This is a genomic window from Microbulbifer maximicatervae (SeqCode) (assembly GCF_052467225.1).
Genome location: NZ_CP174303.1, coordinates 775,982 through 796,155 on the forward strand (window position 1 = coordinate 775,982; position 20,174 = coordinate 796,155).

A 20,174-nucleotide genomic window follows, 5' to 3' on the forward strand; every position below is an offset into this window, starting at 1 on the left:
TATGCAATATTGCTTACTTATAAGTCACCAGAAAGGAGCTTTGGCAACAATGCATCTCTCATCTCCTCTAGATTTATGCACTGAACTTTATTTGCAACAATTCTTTTAAAGATTGGTTCTAAATTTTTGCTAAAAGCTTCCAGTAGATCATTGTTAGGCTCTAGATAAGTAAAGCCATCAATATCGCCCTTACCAAGATGTATTACTGTTGTTGCCACTGCTGTTAACTCAAAGAATCTCAATTGCCGAGTTATAAACTCTCTCACAAGTACAGATGAGATACCTTTTTTTGGTTTGAAGGTGCATACTCGTTGATTCATCCAGGCTTCGTTCCCACCCCAAATGTATGGCCTAAATTCGCCATCCATCCCAACAAGTAAGTCACCATTTTTAATTAAATATCCCTTCTTGTGCACTTCAGGTGTGTACACTCCCGGTCGTTCTTTTTTTAAATCTCTAATACGAACCAAGGGTAAGCCTTTTCCATCCTCATTAAAGAGCTTTGATTTAAATGGCGCGCCATAGATAACATCAGCAATATTGTAAATTGACTCAATGCTCCAGCCTTCCGGTATTTTCTCCTGCTCAGAATCCACCAGCGTATCCGGAAACAAAGCAGCGGTGGTTTTAAGTTGGGCTTGTTGCGCTTCGCTTAGGGTATCGAAGGCTTGGCCTCCGTTAAGGGCGGCGATGGCGGCTTGTTCGGGGTTGCCTTGGGAGATGATGGCGGCCTGGGCGCTGGTCCAGCATGGGTCTTGCTGGATTTTACTTAGAATTTCGCTGTCGCTTTGGCCTTGCTGGCGCATCTGGGCGGCCTGATTCGCGGCGATCTTGGCGCGGGTGGGTTCGAAATCGACAAACCAGCTTTTAAATAGGGATTCGGCGATCTGTTCCAAGATTTGGTTGGTTTGGCGGTTGAGTTCGATTTTATCTGATAATGAAAAATATATATCTACTATCGAATCTTGTATCGCTCTATCCGGCAATTTTACTTCAAGATTTCTAACAGCTTCTTTTGTTATCGTTTTGGTAACAGACCCATTTGCGAAATTTTTTACATAAGCCTCATGAACCTTAAGATAGATGTAAACATACGTTGGATTGGCTTTCTCAGGGTCAATGCGTAATAAAAACAGATTCATGGCCAATGAAGCAGGTCTGTCTAATTTCGGCATAAGGTAACTCGAACCTGCATTAGCGATTTTATTCATGATAATATCGCCGGCTTGTACCTTAGATTTTGCTAAAAAATTATAAGCATTCTCGGTAATGTACTTCAAATTTGAAGAAAACTCATTTTGTTCAAAATTAGTCGTACGAATCATTACCGCATAGTCAGGCTCATCCAATAGCTCAACGTTTTCCTTTAACTTTTTGTATGCTCCGTTAGCGTGATAATCAGTCAAGAGCTCAAGCAATTCACCAAGTCTAACAGTGTCAAATTTCATAACCCAACCCCGCCAAATTCTTTTTAATCTCCGCTTCTAAACGATCCGATTCTGCAAACTGCACTTTTAATTGGCCGGTTAAACGCGCCATCTTCTCGGCAAAGGGCTCACCATCATCTTCTTCGGCAGCCGCACCCACATAGCGGCCTGGAGTCAGCACAAAATCGTGCTTTTGCAATTCTTCCAACTTGGCGGCTTTAACAAAGCCCGGTACGTCTTCGTAGTTTTCGCCTACCTGCCAGTTGTGGTAGGTCTCGGTAACTTGGTTTAAATCTTCCTGGGTGAAATCCCGCAGCACGCGGTCTTTCATATAGCCCAGGTTGCGGGCGTCGATAAACAGCACTTCGCCTTGGCGGTCGCGCAGTTTTCTGCCGGCGGCGGAGGTGCGCGCACCTTTGTTTTTGCTCAGGAACCAGATGCAAGCGGGGATCTGGGTATTGGTAAACAGCTGGCCGGGCAGGGCGACCATGCACTCCACCAGGTCGGCCTCGATCAGGCGCTTGCGGATTTCCCCTTCGTTATTGGTGTTGGAACTCATGGAGCCGTTGGCCAGCAGCAGACCCATACTGCCGTTGGGGGCCAGGTGGAACAGCATATGTTGCAGCCAGGCGAAGTTGGCGTTGCCCGATGGCGGCCTGCCGTATTGCCAGCGTTTGTCATCCTCGGCCACGCCGGTATCCCACTCCTTCATATTGAACGGCGGGTTGGCCATAACGAAGTCGGCGCGCAGGTCCGGGTGCTGGTCGTTGGTGTAGGTGTTGGCCGGCTCTTTACCAAAGTTAAAGTCGATACCGCGAATGGCCATATTCATCGCAGCCAACTGCCAGGTGGTGTGGTTGTATTCCTGGCCGTAGATAGAGACTTCGCCAATCTTACCCCGATGCTCGGTAATAAAGTGCTCGGACTGCACAAAGAAACCGCCGGAACCCATAGCCGGGTCGTATACGCGGCCCCTGAAGGGTTCGAGCATTTGCACGATTAGGCTGACGATAGACTTGGGCGTATAGAACTGGCCACCCTTCTTGCCTTCGGCCAGGGCAAACTGGCCGAGCATATATTCGTAGACGTGGCCGAGAATATCTTTACTGTTGAGGCTGGCGTGGTTGAACGGCACCGTGGCGATCAGGTCGATCAGTTCACCCAGTTTGGACTGGTCGATTTGCAGCTGGGTGTAGCGCTTGTTGAGCACCCCTTTGAGCTTGGGGTTGTCGGCTTCGATGGCTTCCAGGGCGTTATCAATCAGGTGGCCGACAGAGCTGATTTTGAGGGTTTTGTTCTGGCCTTTCTCGTCCTGGAAGCTGAGTTCAGCACCACCGATCACGGCTTTGTTGTTGTCTTGCAGAAACTGCCAGCGGGCCTGCTGCGGCACCCAGAAAGTATTGGTTTCCAGGTAGTAGTCGCGCACTTCCAGTTCGATATCGATTTCTGCTGCGTAGTCTTCACTGTCGGGACCGCCAAAATCGTCGGGGTCGAGGAAGTAGTCGTGGTCGGCATTGGTGAGCTGCTGCTTGAGTTCAGCGCAACGGATATCGAAGGCATCGGAGACATATTTGAGGAAGATCAGGCCCAGTACGGTGTGTTTGTATTGGGCGGCATCCAGGGTGGAGCGCAGCTTGTCGGCGGCATTCCAGAGTTTTTTCTCGAGGTCGTTGAGAAACTGTTGTTCTTCGCTGTTGGTCATGGAATTACGACTATTGGTTAAATCTTTTGGTTGTTCGGTGTGTTCTTCAGTGCTTGCATCGGCTGATGGGGCAGGTTTGGACCGATATTAATCATCTTCACTAAAGTAATCGGAGTCTATGGCTTGTAGGGTCAGGGTTTCTTTGACACTAGTGCCGAGTCCATAGGTGATCATTAGGTCGGTGAGTTTGTCGCCGTCGATCAGGATGATTTTCTTTTCAATCATGCCCACAAATGCTTGGGCTTCCTGGCTAAAGCGGCTGGTGGTTATGAATACCCCTTTCTTTGCGCGGCACATATCCAGTGCGCCGCAGAATTTTTGTATCTCTGGGCGGCCAATGGTGTTTTCGGTGTAGCGCTTGGCTTGCAGGTAGATACTGTCTAGTCCCAGCGGATCTTGCTTGATAATGCCATCAATACCGCCATCGGCGCTGTATTGGGTGGCAAGGCCCGCGTCTTCGGCGGTTCCCCCGTAGCCCATAGCGAGCATCAGGTCGACGACTAAACGCTCAAAGAACTGCGGGCTGCACTGCTTGATATGGGTAAGCAACTGGTCTGCCAGGGTGTCTTTGAGCTCGGCGTGGGCGCTGCGTAGCCGTTCTTCTGGGGTTAGGTCGTTGTCGGTGGTGGTTGCCTGGGATCTATCAGCGGTTTCACGGGAGCCGCGGGTGAATTCTAGAAACTCCGGATATTGGCGCAGGTAGGCGTTGCTAATGGCATTAGGGCAGTCGACCAATGCTTGCCGGCCACGGTCGGTAATTTTGCAGCTACCGCGTGCGGGGATTTCGATAAGTCCTGCTTTGCCTAGATAAGTGCGGGCCCAGCCGAGGCGGTTGCGGAAATAGGTTTGGCGGCCGCTGGGGAGACGCCTCTGGATTTCTTCCTGGGTTAGCTCAAAAAATGTACTTAGGCGCTCGTGCAGGTCGGCCATTTGGTGAGCACGGCCATCTTCTATGGCTGCTAAGAGCGGGCGGAAGAGTTGTTGATAACTTGGAATAGGCATTTTGATTTTGTGACGCCGTTTTAAGCGATAGAAAATACCATAAATTTTTGGGGAAGGCTGGGGTATTTGGAGACGTGGATTACTGCGTGCTGCGGCAGTGGCTTGTTGCTCCTGAGCGATGGGTTAGGGTGGAGCCATTACAGCAAAGCCCACTTAGCTAGAGTGAGGGCCTGCGTAAGCTTTACGTTGCTGGTGGAGCCCGCTTGATGAATGAGAGTGCAAACGGCTTTCAAGTTACGGCGCCTACAGAGTAAGAAATAATGGTGCTTGCAGAATAAATTGCCAGGTCTAAGCCGAGAGTGTTTTTCTCTTGGTCAAATATTTTGGACGTTTGAGCGGAGAAAATTGAGCGCTATTCAATATAGTGGGGTGGAGTATTGAAAGAACGGTATTGTCTCTTCATATTAGCAACGACATCAGTTCATGCTGTTATTTTTGTACTGTGCTAAATAGACCAAGACTTTCATTTTTCTTCATATTTTTAAATCTTCTTTAGATGGTGTGAGTGCTTCAGGGGCTGTTTTGGTGACCCTCCCTATCCATTTTCAATAATTTTTTCCGGCACTTATAATCAGTTAAGTCTTTAAATTTTTCTGGAATGTATTTTTAAATACCCATAAATAAACCTATTAACCACGTATTGAATTATAAATTGTACGTTTTTTTCCATTTGCCTTCCGTGCGGGGGTGAGTCCATAGCTTTCCCTGATTGCGGAGAATTGTATTCTTGAACTGAAAATAAAAGTGATAAACACACTTAGATGGTACGTACGTTGCGTATAAGTAATTAGCCTATTAATTATTGTATGTATACTTGGATGAGACCTGGTTCTCAAGGTGGTCATAAAACTATTTTTTAAATTTCTTTATGATTCTAGCTCCTCATACTCCTGGATAAAATTGTAAGTCTTATCCCTGCAAGAAGCACCATGGGTTAATTATATAAAGGAGAGTATGCGTGTATCCACGTCGCCATGATCACAATGTAAAGGAGCAGAAATATAATGCTATCCGGGAAATTGTATTTGAAGAAATTCGAAATGATTTTGGTGTTAATGCAAAAGGAGTGACATTGCGAGATTGCCAGCTTGCAAATAACTGGGAGAACCTTCAAGGCAAAGGATATAGAAGAGATAGGGGTGGTTGGGATTGGGTTGAGCTATTTAAATCTTATCAAAATAAGCCAAATCGGTTCGAAATTGCTCTTACTTCAGCTGGGACATTGGGTGCGCTGGCATATGGTCAAACTTCTAGAGCCGGCTCAAAAGTACGCTTGGATTTTATTGAATCAACACCGGTAAGGCCTAGTCCTTTGGGGATGAGATCTCTTCCGGTAATCTCTGCTGCCGCGACCCTGTTCGCTGATATTGTCGGTGCAGATGAAATATGGGTAATTGAGCCTTTTGCCCATTTAGAAGAGACTTATAAGTCAGTAGGTTTTGGTCCTCGCACCTACTACCATCAAAAGGTGCCTGGACAGATGAAAAAGAGAAGGTTGTTATGAAGCATGATCCAACAACAAAAGAAGGGCGAGAAGAGATAAAAAGATCTCTTAAAAAACTACGTCCAGAGATAGAAGAGCTGAAAGAGCTTGCAAAAAAAGATGTCGATAATGAGCCGAGAGGCAAGCTTACAAACCCTAGTGAGATACATGTAAAAAGGATTTTAAAGCGAAATGAAGATAGATGAGATTAGAGATATTCAGTCACAATTAAAAAGTAGAAAATCCGTGCTGAAGGATAAAGCTAAGAAGGTGGAGCTTGGATTGAAGTTGATGAAAGATCAAAAACGCTTTGCTAGTGACAGCCGAAAGAAAAAATAGGCAGTAGCTGCTATTTGATGCCCCTTTGACAAACCCTCTAGTTGATGGGGCGGGGGGTTTGGTGGAATTGAACCAGGCGCTGCCGGGAACTTTAGTGCTTTGATCAAGCATTAAAAAACCCGCGAAAGCGTGTGCTTGCGCGGGTTTTAATATGGTGCCCGGAGGCGGAATAATCGGAACAGCCTTTGGGCTGTTCCGCCCCTGTGGGCTTCGCGCTGCGCGCTCGTTTGCCAATGCTGGCGCATCGGCTCGAACCATATCGGCGATTCTTATCCGGCCGTCCGGGCATAAAAAAAGCCCCATCCTTGCGGATGAGGCTTTTGTATATGGTGCCCGGAGGCGGAATCGAACCACCGACACGGGGATTTTCAATCCCCTGCTCTACCGACTGAGCTATCCGGGCTTTGCGATCTTGCTGGGCTTCCCCTGCGTCGCGAGGCGCGTATTAAAGCCCTTCCCCGGGTCAGAGTCAACCCCTTGATTATAAAAAAGTTTTTTTTCTTTGCCGGGGAAGCTTCGGGGCCTTGTGTTACTGCTGTTCCGGCGGAACGTAACCGTCGGCTGCGTCGTATTCCTCGCCGCTTAAGAACTTCATCATCTGCTCGCTCAAGTAGGCGCGGCTTGAGGGTTCCATCATGTTCAGGTGCTTTTCGTTAATCAGCATGGTCTGGTGGGACATCCACTCCAGCCAGGCTTTTTTGGAAACGTTCTCGAAGATATCCATGCCTTTGGGGCCGGGAAAGGGCGGTGCATCCAGACCTTCCAATTCCTCTTGGTACTTGCGGCAGAATACGGTTCTGGACATGGACTCCTCCTGGTTTTAGTCGGCAGTGGTCGGCGTGAGCAGGGGAGCCTGCAGCGCCAGTAGTTGTTTTGCCAGCTTGACGATAGGGGCGGGTAGCCCCAGTTCCTGGGCCGCACGAGGGCGGTTTAAACGCCGCAGTTTATACCAGCCAGCGCCGCTCTCCGCCACCTGTGCTGGGACTTTGCTCAGTTGTACCCACACCGGAGAAATATCCAGGTGAAAGTGAGTGAAGGTGTGTCGCAGGGTCGGCAGGCTTTGGACGTCACTGGCACGCCAGCGCTTTGCCTTGAGCCAGTCGCTGCTATTGTCGGCTTCAGGCGGGCTCCAGAGTCCGCCCCAGATTCCGCTGGGCGGGCGCTGTTCCAGGTAGATTTCACCTTTGTGTTCAAGCAAGAGCAGGGTGGCGCTGCGCACCGGCTTTTCCTTGCGCGGTTTCTTGCCGGGGTAATCCTGTGGGTTGCCCTGGGCGTGAGCCACACAGGATTTTTTCACCGGGCACTCCTCGCAGCGTGGTTTCGAGCGGGTGCACAGGGTGGCACCCAGGTCCATCATCACCTGGGTGTAGTCGTTAACGCGTTGGTTCGGGGTGTAGGTCTCGGCCAGTTCCCACAGTTGATTGGCAACCGCTGTCTGTCCGGGCCAGCCCTCCACTGCGTGAAAACGGGCCAGCACCCGTTTGACGTTGCCATCTAGGATCGGCGCCCTGAGTCCCATACTGATACTGGCAATAGCGCCAGCGGTGGAGCGGCCGATGCCGCTCAATTCGGTCAGTTCCTCTACGTCCTGGGGAAACTCTCCGCCGTATTCCTCCAGAACCGTCTGGGCGCACTTGTGCAGGTTGCGGGCGCGGGCGTAGTAGCCGAGGCCGCTCCAGTGAGCCAGGACTTTGTCCTGAGGCGCGCGGGCGAGACTCTCCAGGGTGGGGAAGCTCTGCATAAAGCGCTCAAAGTAGGGAATAACCGTGGTGACCTGGGTCTGTTGCAGCATGATTTCGGACACCCAAACCCGATAGGGGTTGATGTCCTGCTGCCAGGGCAGGTCTTTGCGCCCGTGTTTGTCGAACCATTTCAGGACGGCATTTTGGAACTGCTTTGGGGTCATGGGGATACTGCGGGCTGGAATCTGTGGTTGAACGCTGGAGTTGTGCACCGGGTGGACCCCGGTGCACTTTAGCGGGGCCTTAGCGGCCGAAGAGATTTTTCAATTTTTCTTTCAGTTCGTCGACCTTTTCTTCAACTTTATCGCCGTATTTCTTTTCGGCTTTGTGCTTCAGTTCTTCCCGCAGCAAGTCGTCGAGGCGGCGGCTGTCGGGTTTACAGGTGCTGATGTTCACATCGTCGAAGTCGCCCTTGCAGCGCAGCGGCAGCGGGCGATTGCGCCAGCGCTTGTTGCGCACGGTACAGCCGTCGGCGGAGGTGCTCTCGCCCACCAGGGCCAGGCCGAGCTTGAAGTCGAAGTCCTGTTTCTTCAGGTCCACCTCTCCGTCACCGGTCAGGGCGATATTTTCGATACCGGCGAGAATTTCGCTCACATCTACCTGGTCGCCTTTCACCGCGATGGTGGCGCGAAGGTCCTGCAGTCCGGTGCTATTGGGCCAGTCCCGGGTGGGCATTTCGGTATTTTCCGCGTAGCTGAACAGCTGGCACATGTTTTTCTCCAGGTTGAATGGAGAAATCGACATTTCCTTGCTGGAAACCTCAACGGAGGCGCGCAGGTTTTTCTCTAAGGCTGTGGATGTTTTACCTTTGGTGCTGGCACTCCAGTTAACGCTGGCTTCCCCAGCCAGCTGGACGTCTTCACTGGGGAAGAGGGCAGCTTGGACCTTGCCGATATCCACATTGGTGAGACCACCGCGCATCTGCGCCTCGGCGGACTGGGCGCGAGCGTTGAGCTGGCCATTCGTGTTCAGCTGGCCACCATAGATATCGGCACTCAATTTTTGCAGTCGGTAGAGGCCGTTATCCACAGTGAGTTGGATTTCCGGGCTGTCCATTTGCAGGTCAGCGGCTTGCAGTTGGTCCAGTGCCAGGCTGATATTGGCGTTGAAGCCGCGCAGGTCGCTCAGTGGAAGGGGTTCTGCCTCGGGCGGCTTGGCAGCTACTGTTCTCTTTGATTTTTCTGCGGTTTCAGTTTGATCACTCTTTGTCGCCTGCTCTCCCTGCTTTTTGCCTTCAGCGGCGGGAGCTTGCGCACTCTGTGCTTCCACTCCCTCGGTTTGTTCCGCCGAAGCGGCTCCAGCCTCATCTTCGTTCGAAGGGGGCAGATAGTTATCCAGGTTAAAGGCGCCGCCGCGCAGGTTCAGGTCCAGCCCGGGCATTTCTGCGTTGCGCAATTGGGCGTTGCCGCTAAAGGTGACGTCGTCCAGTTTCAATTGCAGCGGTGTCAGGTCGAGCTTTTGCTCGGTACCTTCCACGCTCGCTTCGATACTCAGCTTTTGCAGTGCCGCTTTATCGCGGGTATCGATTTCGGTGCCCGTCAGTTCAAACCAGGGGCGCAGAGGGTCGGCATTGGCGTTGACGTTTAGTTGTATACGCCAGGGTTGGGTGTTGCTGTCCCTGCGCAGGTAGCCGCGCATATGTAGGCTGGCCTTGGCGCTGTTCTCAGAGGTGAGGTCTACTTGTAGCGGTTGCAGGCGCAGCCCATTGAGGCCCTCATCCAGGGCGAGGGTACTGTCAATTTTTAGCTTCAGCGGGTGTTTGAGGTCGCTGCCGGTAAGGTCTGCTGCGGCAGTGAGTTTGCCCGGTTCGCCACCCGGTACCAGGTTAATAACGCTTACCTGCAGGTCTTGGACTTTGTACTCTTTGTTAGTCTGGGCATCGCTGTAGAGCACCACGCCCTTCTCGATACGCAGCTTTTGCAGGCTCAGGTCGACCTGTTGTTGTGAAGGCTCTTCCTGTTCCTTGGGGATGGAGAGTTTGGGAGGTTGCTTGCTCTGCGCTTCCAGGGCCTCGCTGATCAGCTCCCAGTTGCCGCGCCCTTCTTTGTCGACGGTGAGCTCAATTTGCGGAGCTACCAGGACTATCTCCTCAGCCTCTACTTTGCGTTGCAGTAGTGGCTTGAGGGCCACGCCAATGGCAATTTTTTCTGCTTTCACCAGAGTTTGTTTTGGTAGCTTTAATGGTGCCAGCTGTACATCTTCAAGTTGCAGGCCGAGCTTGGGCCACAGTTGCCAGCCGATATCACCTTCCAGTTGCAGGGAGATGCCTTGCTTGGCAGCGAGTTTTTCTAACTGGGGTTTGTATTGGTTGATGTCGAGTCCTGCTAACAGCCAGGCGACGGCGCCAGCGAGTAGCAGGAAAACGATTAAAAGTGCGATAAAAGTGCGCTTTATCCAGGCCATGGAGAGCATTGTCCCTGTGTATTTGTCGTGTGGTGTCACGCATATGACGCCGCAGCGCGGCTCGATGTTCCCGCGCACTTCTACAAATAGGTTATGCCGGAATTGTAGGAGATGCAGCCCCGCGAGGCTGGGAAAGCACTGCGGGGCCATTGAAGCAGGTGTTTATTAGAAAATAAACCGCACACCGGCTTCGACGCTGCGACCAGCTTCAGGAGCGTAGTCGCGCAGTAGTGAGGTGGAGTTGCGAATTTCTTCGTCGAGCAGGTTGCGGGCGCTGGCGAAGATCACCGCGTCGCTGCTGCCGATGTTGAAGTTGTAGTGGGCACTCAGGTCCATGCGGGTATAGCCGTCGGTTTCTTCTTCGTAGGCGCCGGCGCGATCCTGGTCCGCAGCTTCGACTGTGCGCCATTCCCAACCCCACTGGTCGTACTCTGCTCCCAGGGCGAGACCCAGGCGCAGGGGAGGCATGCGCGGCACATCGGAACTCTCACCGGCGATATCTTCGTCGAAGCTCGCGCGCACAACATCGCCAAACAGAGTCAGGTAGAAGTTGCTGCGCAGGGGAAATTTCACCGAGGCTTCAGCACCGTAGAAGGTGGCATCGCGGTTGCCATAGGCGTAGATGGGCAGCTCTTCTTCAAACAACTCATTGGTGTTTTGCGCGTAGATGTAATCGCCGATGCGGTTGTAGAAGACGCTGGCTTCAATCTGCGCTGCATGCCAGCCACTGGCCGCTTCGTTGTGGTGGTGATAGCCCAACTCCAGATTAATGGATCGCTCTTTGTCCAGTTCGCTGTTACCGATGAGATAGCGGGACTCGGCCAGGTGCTCACCATCGGCAAATAGCTCCTCGGCTACCGGGGCGCGTTCGGAGCGGGTGGCACCGACGCTGATATGCTGGTGCTCTTGCAGGAAGTACTGCAGGGTAGCGCTGGTGCTGAACAGGTTGAAGTCGCGATCCTCTGCGGTCTCCGGGTCGACATCGACACGCTCAATACGCGCGCCCAGGTCCAGGTGCCAGTTGCCCCATTCGCGTTCCTTCATAGTGAAGAGGCCGGCGCTGCGGGTGCGGGAGGGCTGGATAAATGCCCCTTCGTCAGAGGTAAAGTCTTTATCGGACAACTGCAGACCGTAGGCGCCACGCCACTCACTACCGCTGTCGTGGGTGATTTCCAAGCGACCTTCCCAGGCTTCGTTGGCATAGCGGGTACCGGCTGCGTCCTCTTCCAACTCTACGTGCTCGTAGTCGTTATAGCCGATACGCAGGCGTAACTTGTCCCAATAGTTGCTGTTAAAGCGGTGCTCGCCTTTGAGGTCGTAGCGAGTCTGCGCCATATCGATACGCACAGCTTCGGCTTCGCTCTCCTCCTCATGCTCTTCGTGTTCCTCGTGATCGTCCTCGTCGTGCTCCTCATCATCGTGGTGGTGCTCGTGAGTGCCGAGGGGAATGCCGTAGTTGTTCTCAAGCTTGTTTACTGACAGACCGATATAGCCACTTTCAGTAATCCAGGAAACTCCACCGCTGTAGCTGTGGGCGCGGGCGTTGGTGTTGCCGACGTAGCCGTCGGTGTTGAATTCTTCCTCGTGCTCGCCTTCGTCCTCGTCGTGCTCTTCGTGTTCCTCGTGCTCGACAATAGCGAGGCCGGGGATTTCGGTATCGTCATTTTCGCGATAGACACCGTCGAAGTACCAGGCCAGCTGCCCGGCACCGCCGGTAAAGCGGAATACCGAGGCATCCTGGCTGTTGGCAGTGTCGTGGCGCATCTCAACCGCGCCTTCAACTTCCTCGGGTACCTCAGTGGGGATGCGACCGTCGATAATATTTACCACCCCACCGATAGCGCCGCTGCCGTAGCGCAGTGCCGCCGGTCCGCGCAGTATTTCGATGCGCTCCGCCAGTAGAGGTTCGATACTGGCAGCGTGATCGGCGCTGGTGTTGGAGGCGTCAGATACATCTAGGTTGTCATTCAGGATCTTCACCCGGTTGGCGCTCTGGCCGCGAATAACTGGCAGGCCCACGCCACTGCCGAAGGAGGCGTTGGCCACTCCCGGCTGGTTCTTCAGGGTTTCGCCCAGGGTGGCGGAAGCGGCTTTGCGCAGGGTCTCGCCGGAGAGCACCGATACCGGGGCAGCTACTGCGTCGGCGGGCTTATCCAGGGGAGATACGGTGACGTTAACTTCTTCCAGTTTGTTGCTGTCTTCTGCGGCGCAAATAGCGGGCACGGCCAAGCTGGCAATAGCCAGGGCTAAAGTATTGAACTTAGTCATTGTTTTTTATTCCTGTCACAGGCGGACAATGCCATACGCGCTCCAGCGCGGGCATTCATTAAAAAAATATCGGTTTTTGGGTGTTAGCTGAGTGACAGGAAGAAGGGAGGGGCGCGCGCACTCTGGCGCTCTGGCTGGCAATCGCGCGCGGTTGGCGCAGAGGGCCGTTCGTAGTGACTTTGGGGCTCAGCCTGTACGAGCAATGGCTCGCTGCCGAGTGCTGCAGGTGAATGCATGCAACACAGGTCACACATCTCTACCTGGGTATTGCCCAGGTGGAAGTGCTCCGCCCACAGCGGCTGAGCTGCTACTACGGCGAGTAACAGGAACAGGCTGGCCCAGTAATGGGATTTTCGGCGCTTTAGAGTAACCATGCGGTGCATGATAGGGCTAAACAATTACGAATCAAGTTTCATCTGACACTAGAGAGCCACAGGGGATGTCATTCATCCTATAATTTGCGCCCTCTGTCTTATCGTGCAAATAAGGATCGCTTTCGATGCGTACAGCTAGCGTCACCCGTGACACCCTGGAAACCAAGATTCAAGTCAGCGTTAACCTGGACGGCCAAGGTCATGGCAAGTTCGCGACTGGGGTTCCTTTCCTGGAGCATATGCTCGATCAAATTGCCCGCCACGGCATGATCGACATGGACATTAGCTGCGATGGCGATATTCATATCGATGACCATCATACGGTGGAAGATATCGGCATTACCCTGGGCAAAGCCATTACCGAAGCGCTGGGAGATAAAAAGGGGATGACCCGTTACGGCCACAGCTATGTCCCATTGGATGAGGCGCTCTCCCGGGTCGTAATCGACTTCTCCGGGCGGCCCGGCCTGGTTATGGATGTGCCTTTCACCCAGAAGCGGATCGGCAATTTTGATACTGAACTGTTTTTTGAGTTCTTCCAGGGCTTCGTCAATCACGCGCTGGTAACCGTACATATTGACTGCCTGCGTGGCCACAACGCTCACCATCAGGTGGAAACTGTATTTAAAGCCTTTGGCCGCGCCCTGCGTATGGCGTTGACCCCGGACCCCCGTATGGCCGGCACCATGCCCTCCACCAAAGGAGTCTTGTGATGGGTAAGATTGCGGTACTCGATTACGGTATGGGCAACCTGCACTCGGTGGCCAGCGCCCTGAACAAGGTGGCGCCGGAGGCCGAGGTGGTGCTGGCACAAACTCCGGAGCAGGCCGAGGGCGCAGAGCGCCTGGTGGTGCCCGGTGTGGGTGCCATTCGGGATTGTATGGCAGGGTTTGTCGAGGCGGGTTTTTCGCCGCTGCTTCGCGAGGCTATCAGTGTGGGTACCCCGGTGCTGGGTATCTGTGTGGGTATGCAGATTATGATGCACCACAGCGAGGAGAATAATGGCGTTGATTGCCTGGGGATTTTCCCGGAGCCGGTGAAGTTCTTCGGCGACAACATTCCCCCGGCGCAGAGTGCTGAACGGCTCAAGGTGCCCCATATGGGCTGGAACAGTGTTCAGCAGCGTCAGCCGCACCCCCTGTGGGCCGATATTGCCGATGGCAGCCGTTTCTACTTTGTCCACAGCTACTATGTGCCGGCTGCTGAAAATCCGGATATTGCCGGGCAAGCCGAATACGGCATTCCCCTGGCTGCCGCAGTTGCCAGGGAGAATATCTTCGCCACCCAGTTCCACCCGGAGAAGAGTGCCGAGGCTGGCTTGCAGCTGCTAAAGAACTTTGTCCACTGGAACGGCCGGGCCCAATAGACCCAGCTCACCGATCACACTGAAATTACTGCCGACGTAAGAAAAGACATGATTGTAATTCCCGCGATAGATTTAAAAGACGGCCAATGCGTGCGCCTGCGCCAGGGCGAGATGGATGACGCCACTGTATTTTCCGATGATCCCCTGGCTACAGCTCAGCATTGGGTGAACGAGGGAGCCAAGCGACTGCACCTGGTGGACCTGAATGGCGCCTTCGCCGGCAACCCGGTGAACGGTGAAGCGGTAACTGCTATCGCCAAACAGTTTCCCGATTTACCGGTGCAAATTGGCGGAGGCATTCGCGATTTGCACACTATCGAGCGCTATCTGGATGCCGGTGTGCAGTGGGGGATTATCGGCACTGCGGCGGTAAAAAATCCCAAGCTGGTGGAAGAGGCGTGTCGCGAGTTTGAGGGCCATATTATTGTCGGGCTCGATGCCAAAGATGGCTTGGTGGCTACTGAGGGCTGGGCTGAGGTCTCCGAGCTGAAGGCGACAGAACTGGCCAAGCGCTTTGCCGATTGTGGCGTCAGCTCTATTGTTTATACAGATATTGCCCGCGACGGCATGATGCAAGGCGTCAATATTGAGGCGACTCTGGAAATGGCCCGCGCAGTGCAGGTGCCCATTATTGCCTCCGGCGGTGTCAGCAGCATCGAGGATATCGAACAGCTGTTGGATGCCGGTGAAATCTACGGTGCGATTACCGGCCGGGCGATCTACGAAGACAAGTTGAACCTGCGCGAAGCGCAGCAGCTTTGCGACCAACGGAACAAGTAATGGCTCTGGCAAAACGTATTATTCCCTGTCTGGATGTAGACAACGGCCGCGTGGTGAAGGGCGTTAACTTTGTCGATATCCGCGATGCCGGCGATCCGGTGGAAATTGCCCGCCGCTACAACGAAGCGGGCGCGGATGAAATTACCTTCCTCGATATCACCGCCACCCACGAACAGCGCGATACCATCCTGCACACCGTGGAGAAAATGGCCCACGAGGTGTTTATCCCCCTCACTGTCGGCGGCGGTGTGCGCACCTTGCAAGATATCCGCAATCTGCTGAATGCCGGTGCGGACAAGACTGCAATCAATTCAGCGGCGGTGAAAAATCCCGAGTTTGTACGCGAGGCCGCCGAGCGCTTTGGCAGCCAGTGTATTGTGGTGGCCATTGATGCCAAACAGGTGGGAGAGGGTCGCTGGGAGATCTTCACTCATGGCGGGCGCCAGCCCACTGGCATTGATGCAGTGGCCTGGGCTCGGCAGATGGCCGAATACGGTGCCGGCGAAATCCTGCTGACCAGTATGGATCGCGACGGTACCAAGAACGGTTTTGACCTGGCCCTGACCCGGGCAGTTACTGAGGCGGTTCAAGTGCCAGTCATTGCTTCTGGTGGTGTGGGAGATCTACAGCACCTGGCGGATGGCGTATTGCACGGCGGTGCGGATGCGGTATTGGCTGCGAGTATTTTTCACTTTGGCGAATACACCATTGCCGAGGCGAAAGCGTTTATGCACAGCGCGGGGATTGAAATGCGGTTGTAGGTAATGCTGGGGTAGTCTTGCACGGCGGGCCCTGGGCCCGCCGTACTTTGCTTACTGCTGTTCGTCTGCGCGGGCAAGGCGCTCGCGCAAACCCCTGTCCCTGTGAGCGTAGAGATTGAGGCCCTTGAGTACATTGAGGGCTTCGAAGATTTGGTTGTCACGATCCATCCAGTCTTCCCGTTCTTCCTGTTCTCTCGAGCGGTCTTCAGAAGTCCGGTCGGCACCACCGTTACCGTTGTCCAGATGCCCGGCCAAATCAGCTTCAGTGGGCCTGGGAGAGTCGTCCAAGCGGGTGACTTTCACCCGCTCTACCACGATATCCGGTGTGATGCCCTGGGCCTGGATTGAGCGGCCATTGGGAGTGAAGTAGAGCGCGGTTGTCAGCTTGATGGCGCGTTCATTATTGATAGGGATTACTGTTTGTACCGATCCCTTGCCGAAGCTGTCGGTGCCCATCACCACTGCGCGGCGGTGATCCTGTAGGGCGCCGGCGACAATTTCCGCTGCAGAGGCGGAGCCCGCGTTGATTAATACAACCAGCGGAGCTCCTTCGGTTAAATCGCCCGGCTCGGCGGAATAGCTCAGGTTGGCGGCTTCATTGCGACCTTCGGTGTAGACCACCAGGCCCTCTTCCAAAAATGCATCCGCTACTTCCACCGAGGATTGCAGCACGCCACCGGGGTTGTTGCGCAGGTCGATAACCAGCCCTTTAAGTGCGCCTTTCTTCTGCAACTTGATCAGCTCGTCGGCCACATCGGCGCCGGTGTCCAGCTGGAACTGGCTGATGCGCAGATAACCGTAGCCATCATCGAGGACTTTGCTGCGCACACTGCGCACGCGCACGGTGTCCCGCTTGAGAGTGACATCGAAAGGTTCTTTAAAACCTTTGCGAGCGATGGTCAGGGTGACACTGCTTCCTTTGGGCCCGCGCATCCACTCCACCGCTTCATCCAGGCTCACGCCCTTCATGGATTTGCCCGACAAGCGCAGTATGACATCGCCGGCCTTGAGGCCAGCGCGGGAGGCGGGGGTGTCGTCCATGGGGGTGACGACGGTGATATGGTCGTTTTCGATGCCCACCTCGATCCCGAGGCCGGCAAATTCGCCGGTGGTGTTGGCTTGTAAATCGTCAAAGGATCGGCGATCAAGGTAGGAGGAGTGGGGGTCTAGGCCCTGCAGCATGCCCTTGATGGCGTATTCCAATAGGGTGCGGTCGTCCACTTCCTCGATATAGCCCTGGCGAATTTGCTCGAAAACTTTGGCAAAGCTGCGCAGATCTTCCAGCGGCAGGCGGGCTTCAGTGTCTGCAGCCACCTGGGAATGGCTATCGCCGTCGGTCAAACCCATTAAAGGCAGGGCTGTCAGAGCGGCTGCGCCGATCAAGGTTGTCAGCGCCTTGGGGATAAACATGTTGTTGTGACCTCTGCCTTATTTCTTCGCTGCTTTGCGAAAGTGTAGACCGCAGAGATTGGCAGGGATTCTAAGCGGACGCCAAATTCTACAGTGTCACGATCTTAGTCGTCATAAGCCCAGGGGTCTTACACCTGGGTTGGCTCCCGCTCTTATTCTCTTTTGGCGATAAAAAAGCCGCTACGCCGCAGCTTTTCGTCGTGATGCTTTCTCATTTAATTAGCACAGCGGCGGGAGTCGTGAGATGAAGTGGAGAGCATTAGGCGGGTGTGTAATCCCGATCGCTGTGATTTGCGAGGGGGCTCTATAACGGGTGCGTGGAAAATGCCCGAGATTTTTGCGCCTCGTATTATGCCCTCAGTGCCAGCCCCGATCAGGAGCGGCACCAAACTGTAGGGTCCTGCGCTTTACCCCGGTGGCGAATTTCGAAGTAAACACCGCTATGGCTGAGTCCACCGCTATTGCCAACCCGAGCGATGGTGTCACCACTTTCCACCCACTCGCCAATATTGCGGGTGAGGGACTGGTTGTGGGCGTAGAGACTCATGTACTCCTCTCCATGATCCAGGATAACCAGCATGCCGTGGCCGCGCAGGTAATCGGAGAAAACCACGCGGCCGCGGTGGATCGCCCGCACGGGCTCCCCTTCATTGGCGCGCAAGGTGACACCTTTCCAGGTGATGCCATTGGCGCGACGCTGTCCATAGGCATTGGCGCGGCGGCCATCAACCGGCCACTGCATTCGGCCTCGCTGGCGCGCAAAGGGCTTTTGCTCGCTGGGGTTTACCAGTGAGGCGATGGCGCGGCCTACTTCGTCGATCAATTTTTGCAGGCGTGTGCGATCCCCTTGGAGCTGCTTGAGTTCACCGCTGCCATCGGAGAGCCGCGCCGCCAGTTTATCCAGCGTGTCCTTGCGATTCTGCTGTGCGACGCGCAGTTTGCTCTGGCGTTTCTGCAGCTGCTCTCGCTCCGCTTTCAAGGTTTCGCGCTCGCGCTCAATGGAGGCGGATACGGTTTCCAGTGAGGTGAGGGTTTCCAGGTAAGTGTCTATGATGCGGCTGCGTTCTTGGAGGAAGTAATCGTGGTAGCGGAGATGGCGGGCGACGTTCTGTGGATCTTGCTGGTTGAGCAGGAGCTTGATCTGCTCCTGTCGGCCTAGTCGGTATGCGGCGGCGATCTCCTGCTCGACCCGCCGCTGCATACTTCGTCGCGACTCTTGCAGTTGCTGTTGTTCCTGCTGGAGTTCGCGCAGCTTGTCCGAGCGGCTGCGCATATCCTGTTTGATCTTGTCTATGCGCTGGTGCAGCCCGGAAATATCTTTCTCGTTCTCTTCCAAATCCTTGAGCAATTGGTCGCGCTGGCCTCGCACCTGGTTGAGTTCCTGTTGCAGGGACTCAATGCGTTGCTTGATTTGCGCCAGGCGCGCCTGCTCATCTCCCTCAGCCTGGCTCCAGGCGGGTAGAGAAATCAGTGTGATCAGGAAGAGTACGAGAGTTTTCATCAGTCCATTTTTACCAAACTTTGGCCGGTCATTTCCGTCGGCTGTGGCAGATCCATCAACGCTAACATGGTTGGTGCTACATCCGCCAGACTACCTCCGTCACACATTTGCACATTGCGCTCGCCGATATAAACAAAAGGCACCGGCAGAGTGGAGTGCTGGGTGCTGACTTGGCCGGAGTTGGCGTCGAACATCTCTTCCACATTGCCGTGATCGGCAGTAATCAGCACCTCGCCGCCGGCAGCCAGAGCGGCGTTTACGACGCGCTCTACACACTGGTCCAGGGCTTCGACGGCTTTTACTGCCGCCTCGAAAACACCGGTATGGCCGACCATATCGCCGTTGGCGTAGTTGCAGATAATGGCGTCGTACTCGCCGCTCTCAATCGCCGCTACCAGTTTGTCAGTGACGATTGGCGCATTCATTTCCGGTTGCAGGTCGTAGGTGGCCACATCCGGTGACTTGATCAGCTCGCGGGTTTCGCCGTTGTAGGGCTCTTCGCGGCCGCCGCTGAAGAAGAAGGTAACGTGGGCGTACTTCTCTGTCTCGGCGATGCGCAGCTGGGTTTTGCCCTCTGCAGACAAGTACTCGCCGAGGGAGTTGACCAGGTTTTCTGGCGGGAAGGCACAGCTGGCGTGGATATCGGCAGCGTATTCGGTCGTCATGACGAAGTCCGCCAGCTGCGGCTTGGCTTTGCGCTCGAAGCCGCTGAAGTCCTGCTCGGTAAAAGCGCGGGTTAACTGGCGCGCGCGATCCGGGCGGAAATTCATAAAGATAAGGGCATCGCCGTCTTGGATGGGAGCGGGCTCGCCAATCACCGTTGGCGCGACAAATTCATCGTTTTCACCGCGCTCATAGGCCGAGGCCAGTCCTGCCAGGGCGTCACTGGCACTGTGCTCTGCTGTACCCAGGGTCAGCATGTCGTAAACGGACTCGGTGCGCTCCCAGCGCTGGTCGCGATCCATGGCGAAGTAGCGCCCGGCCAGGGTAGCCATATGGGCATTGCCGACGGAGTCACACACCTGCATCAGGCGCGCCAGGGAGGGTTCGGCACTGCGCGGTGGGGTGTCGCGGCCATCGAGAAACGCGTGTACATAAATAGCGCGGGCGCCGCGCTGTGCCGCCAGGGTTATCATGGCAACAATATGATCTTCGTGGCTGTGTACGCCGCCTTCGGACAGGAGTCCCATAATATGGACGGCGCCGTTGTTGGCGATAGCCTTATCGACCGCAGTGGTGTAAGCGGTATTGCGGAAGAAGTCGCCGTCCTGGATGGCTTTGTTGATCCGGGTAAAGTTCTGGTAGACCACTCGACCGGCACCCAGTGTCATATGGCCGACTTCCGAGTTGCCCATTTGTCCATCGGGCAGGCCCACCGCCATCCCGGAGGTCTGGATCAGGGTTTTTGGGCGGGTCGCCCAGATATTGTCCCAGACCGGAGACTTGGCTGCGTGAATCGCATTGTGCTCGGGATTGTCGCTGTGGCCGAAGCCGTCCAGAATCAGCAGGACCAGGGGGCGTTTTTGCGGGGCTTGCGTAGCGGCCATAGCGACAGTATTCCTCTTCCAAGGGTTAAATTGCGGACGCGGATTTTAACCTGTGGGGCTGGTATTTCA

The 20,174-nt window shown here is 54.5% G+C and carries 18 protein-coding genes and 1 tRNA gene; 7 read left to right on the plus strand and 12 right to left on the minus strand.

Annotation, left to right across the window (positions count from 1 at the left end):
• Window positions 1-17: 17 nt before the first annotated feature.
• From ACJJIZ_RS03345 to ACJJIZ_RS03355, 3 genes are all read right to left on the minus strand, one after another.
• Window positions 18-1,448 (minus strand): restriction endonuclease subunit S, encoded by a 1,431-nt coding sequence (locus tag ACJJIZ_RS03345; protein ID WP_444915206.1) that lies wholly within the window; start codon window positions 1,446-1,448, stop codon window positions 18-20.
• Window positions 1,438-3,129: a class I SAM-dependent DNA methyltransferase gene (locus ACJJIZ_RS03350; RefSeq protein WP_444915207.1), complete on the minus strand. Its 1,692-nt coding sequence runs from the start codon at window positions 3,127-3,129 to the stop codon at window positions 1,438-1,440. The genes ACJJIZ_RS03345 and ACJJIZ_RS03350 overlap by 11 nt, the downstream gene beginning before the upstream one ends.
• 87 nt (window positions 3,130-3,216) lie before the next feature.
• Window positions 3,217-4,131, minus strand: coding sequence for a restriction endonuclease (locus tag ACJJIZ_RS03355; protein ID WP_444915208.1), 915 nt, complete (start codon window positions 4,129-4,131; stop codon window positions 3,217-3,219).
• Between the two features lie 958 nt (window positions 4,132-5,089).
• On the opposite strand from ACJJIZ_RS03355, the gene ACJJIZ_RS03360 reads away from it, so the two are divergent.
• Genes ACJJIZ_RS03360 through ACJJIZ_RS03370 form a run of 3 tightly spaced genes read left to right on the plus strand, consistent with a single transcriptional unit; the run spans window position 5,090 to window position 5,953 of the window.
• Window positions 5,090-5,635: a hypothetical protein gene (locus ACJJIZ_RS03360; protein WP_444915209.1), complete on the plus strand. Its 546-nt coding sequence runs from the start codon at window positions 5,090-5,092 to the stop codon at window positions 5,633-5,635.
• The gene (locus ACJJIZ_RS03365; RefSeq protein ID WP_252083780.1) at window positions 5,632-5,820 is read left to right on the plus strand and encodes a hypothetical protein; all 189 of its coding nucleotides are present in this window, start codon (window positions 5,632-5,634) and stop codon (window positions 5,818-5,820) included. The genes ACJJIZ_RS03360 and ACJJIZ_RS03365 overlap by 4 nt, the downstream gene beginning before the upstream one ends.
• Window positions 5,807-5,953, plus strand: coding sequence for a hypothetical protein (locus ACJJIZ_RS03370; RefSeq protein WP_444915210.1), 147 nt, complete (start codon window positions 5,807-5,809; stop codon window positions 5,951-5,953). The genes ACJJIZ_RS03365 and ACJJIZ_RS03370 overlap by 14 nt, the downstream gene beginning before the upstream one ends.
• Window positions 5,954-6,280: 327 nt before the next feature.
• Here the strand turns inward: ACJJIZ_RS03370 and ACJJIZ_RS03375 are convergent.
• The 6 genes from ACJJIZ_RS03375 to ACJJIZ_RS03400 all read right to left on the minus strand — a co-directional run bounded on the left by ACJJIZ_RS03375 (window position 6,281) and on the right by ACJJIZ_RS03400 (window position 12,764).
• Window positions 6,281-6,356, minus strand: a tRNA-Phe gene (locus ACJJIZ_RS03375).
• Between the two features lie 126 nt (window positions 6,357-6,482).
• Window positions 6,483-6,758, minus strand: coding sequence for an oxidative damage protection protein (locus tag ACJJIZ_RS03380; protein ID WP_282930759.1), 276 nt, complete (start codon window positions 6,756-6,758; stop codon window positions 6,483-6,485).
• 15 nt (window positions 6,759-6,773) lie between these two features.
• Window positions 6,774-7,859 carry an A/G-specific adenine glycosylase gene (mutY, locus tag ACJJIZ_RS03385; protein WP_444916183.1) on the minus strand — a complete coding sequence of 362 codons (1,086 nt, stop codon included), beginning with the start codon at window positions 7,857-7,859 and terminating at the stop codon, window positions 6,774-6,776.
• Window positions 7,860-7,938: 79 nt separating this feature from the next.
• Window positions 7,939-10,098, minus strand: coding sequence for an AsmA family protein (locus ACJJIZ_RS03390; protein WP_444915211.1), 2,160 nt, complete (start codon window positions 10,096-10,098; stop codon window positions 7,939-7,941).
• A gap of 165 nt (window positions 10,099-10,263) precedes the next feature.
• The gene (locus tag ACJJIZ_RS03395; RefSeq protein ID WP_444915212.1) at window positions 10,264-12,366 is read right to left on the minus strand and encodes a TonB-dependent receptor; all 2,103 of its coding nucleotides are present in this window, start codon (window positions 12,364-12,366) and stop codon (window positions 10,264-10,266) included.
• Window positions 12,367-12,449: 83 nt separating this feature from the next.
• Entirely contained in the window at window positions 12,450-12,764 is a 315-nt protein-coding gene (locus ACJJIZ_RS03400) for a hypothetical protein (protein WP_444892326.1), read from the minus strand.
• Between the two features lie 101 nt (window positions 12,765-12,865).
• Between ACJJIZ_RS03400 and hisB the strand changes: the two genes are divergently transcribed.
• The 4 genes from hisB to hisF are packed head-to-tail and all read left to right on the plus strand — an operon-like array spanning window position 12,866 to window position 15,647.
• A complete protein-coding gene (hisB, locus tag ACJJIZ_RS03405; protein WP_282930763.1) occupies window positions 12,866-13,453 on the plus strand; it encodes an imidazoleglycerol-phosphate dehydratase HisB in 588 nt (195 codons plus the stop codon).
• Complete coding sequence (hisH, locus tag ACJJIZ_RS03410; RefSeq protein ID WP_282930764.1) at window positions 13,453-14,106, plus strand: imidazole glycerol phosphate synthase subunit HisH; 654 nt, start codon at window positions 13,453-13,455, stop codon at window positions 14,104-14,106. Before hisB ends, hisH begins: the two co-directional genes overlap by 1 nt.
• 48 nt (window positions 14,107-14,154) lie before the next feature.
• A complete protein-coding gene (gene hisA, locus ACJJIZ_RS03415; RefSeq protein WP_413663754.1) occupies window positions 14,155-14,886 on the plus strand; it encodes a 1-(5-phosphoribosyl)-5-[(5-phosphoribosylamino)methylideneamino]imidazole-4-carboxamide isomerase in 732 nt (243 codons plus the stop codon).
• Window positions 14,886-15,647, plus strand: a complete 762-nt coding sequence (gene hisF, locus ACJJIZ_RS03420; protein ID WP_444915213.1) for an imidazole glycerol phosphate synthase subunit HisF — start codon at window positions 14,886-14,888, stop codon at window positions 15,645-15,647. The genes hisA and hisF overlap by 1 nt, the downstream gene beginning before the upstream one ends.
• Before the next feature lie 51 nt (window positions 15,648-15,698).
• Here the strand turns inward: hisF and ACJJIZ_RS03425 are convergent, their stop codons facing one another.
• From ACJJIZ_RS03425 to gpmI, 3 genes are all read right to left on the minus strand, one after another.
• The gene (locus tag ACJJIZ_RS03425) at window positions 15,699-17,057 is read right to left on the minus strand and encodes a S41 family peptidase (RefSeq protein WP_413663753.1); all 1,359 of its coding nucleotides are present in this window, start codon (window positions 17,055-17,057) and stop codon (window positions 15,699-15,701) included.
• A gap of 373 nt (window positions 17,058-17,430) precedes the next feature.
• Window positions 17,431-18,558, minus strand: coding sequence for a murein hydrolase activator EnvC family protein (locus tag ACJJIZ_RS03430; RefSeq protein WP_444915214.1), 1,128 nt, complete (start codon window positions 18,556-18,558; stop codon window positions 17,431-17,433).
• Window positions 18,558-20,105, minus strand: a complete 1,548-nt coding sequence (gene gpmI / locus ACJJIZ_RS03435; RefSeq protein ID WP_444915215.1) for a 2,3-bisphosphoglycerate-independent phosphoglycerate mutase — start codon at window positions 20,103-20,105, stop codon at window positions 18,558-18,560. Before gpmI ends, ACJJIZ_RS03430 begins: the two co-directional genes overlap by 1 nt.
• Window positions 20,106-20,174: the final 69 nt, after the last annotated feature.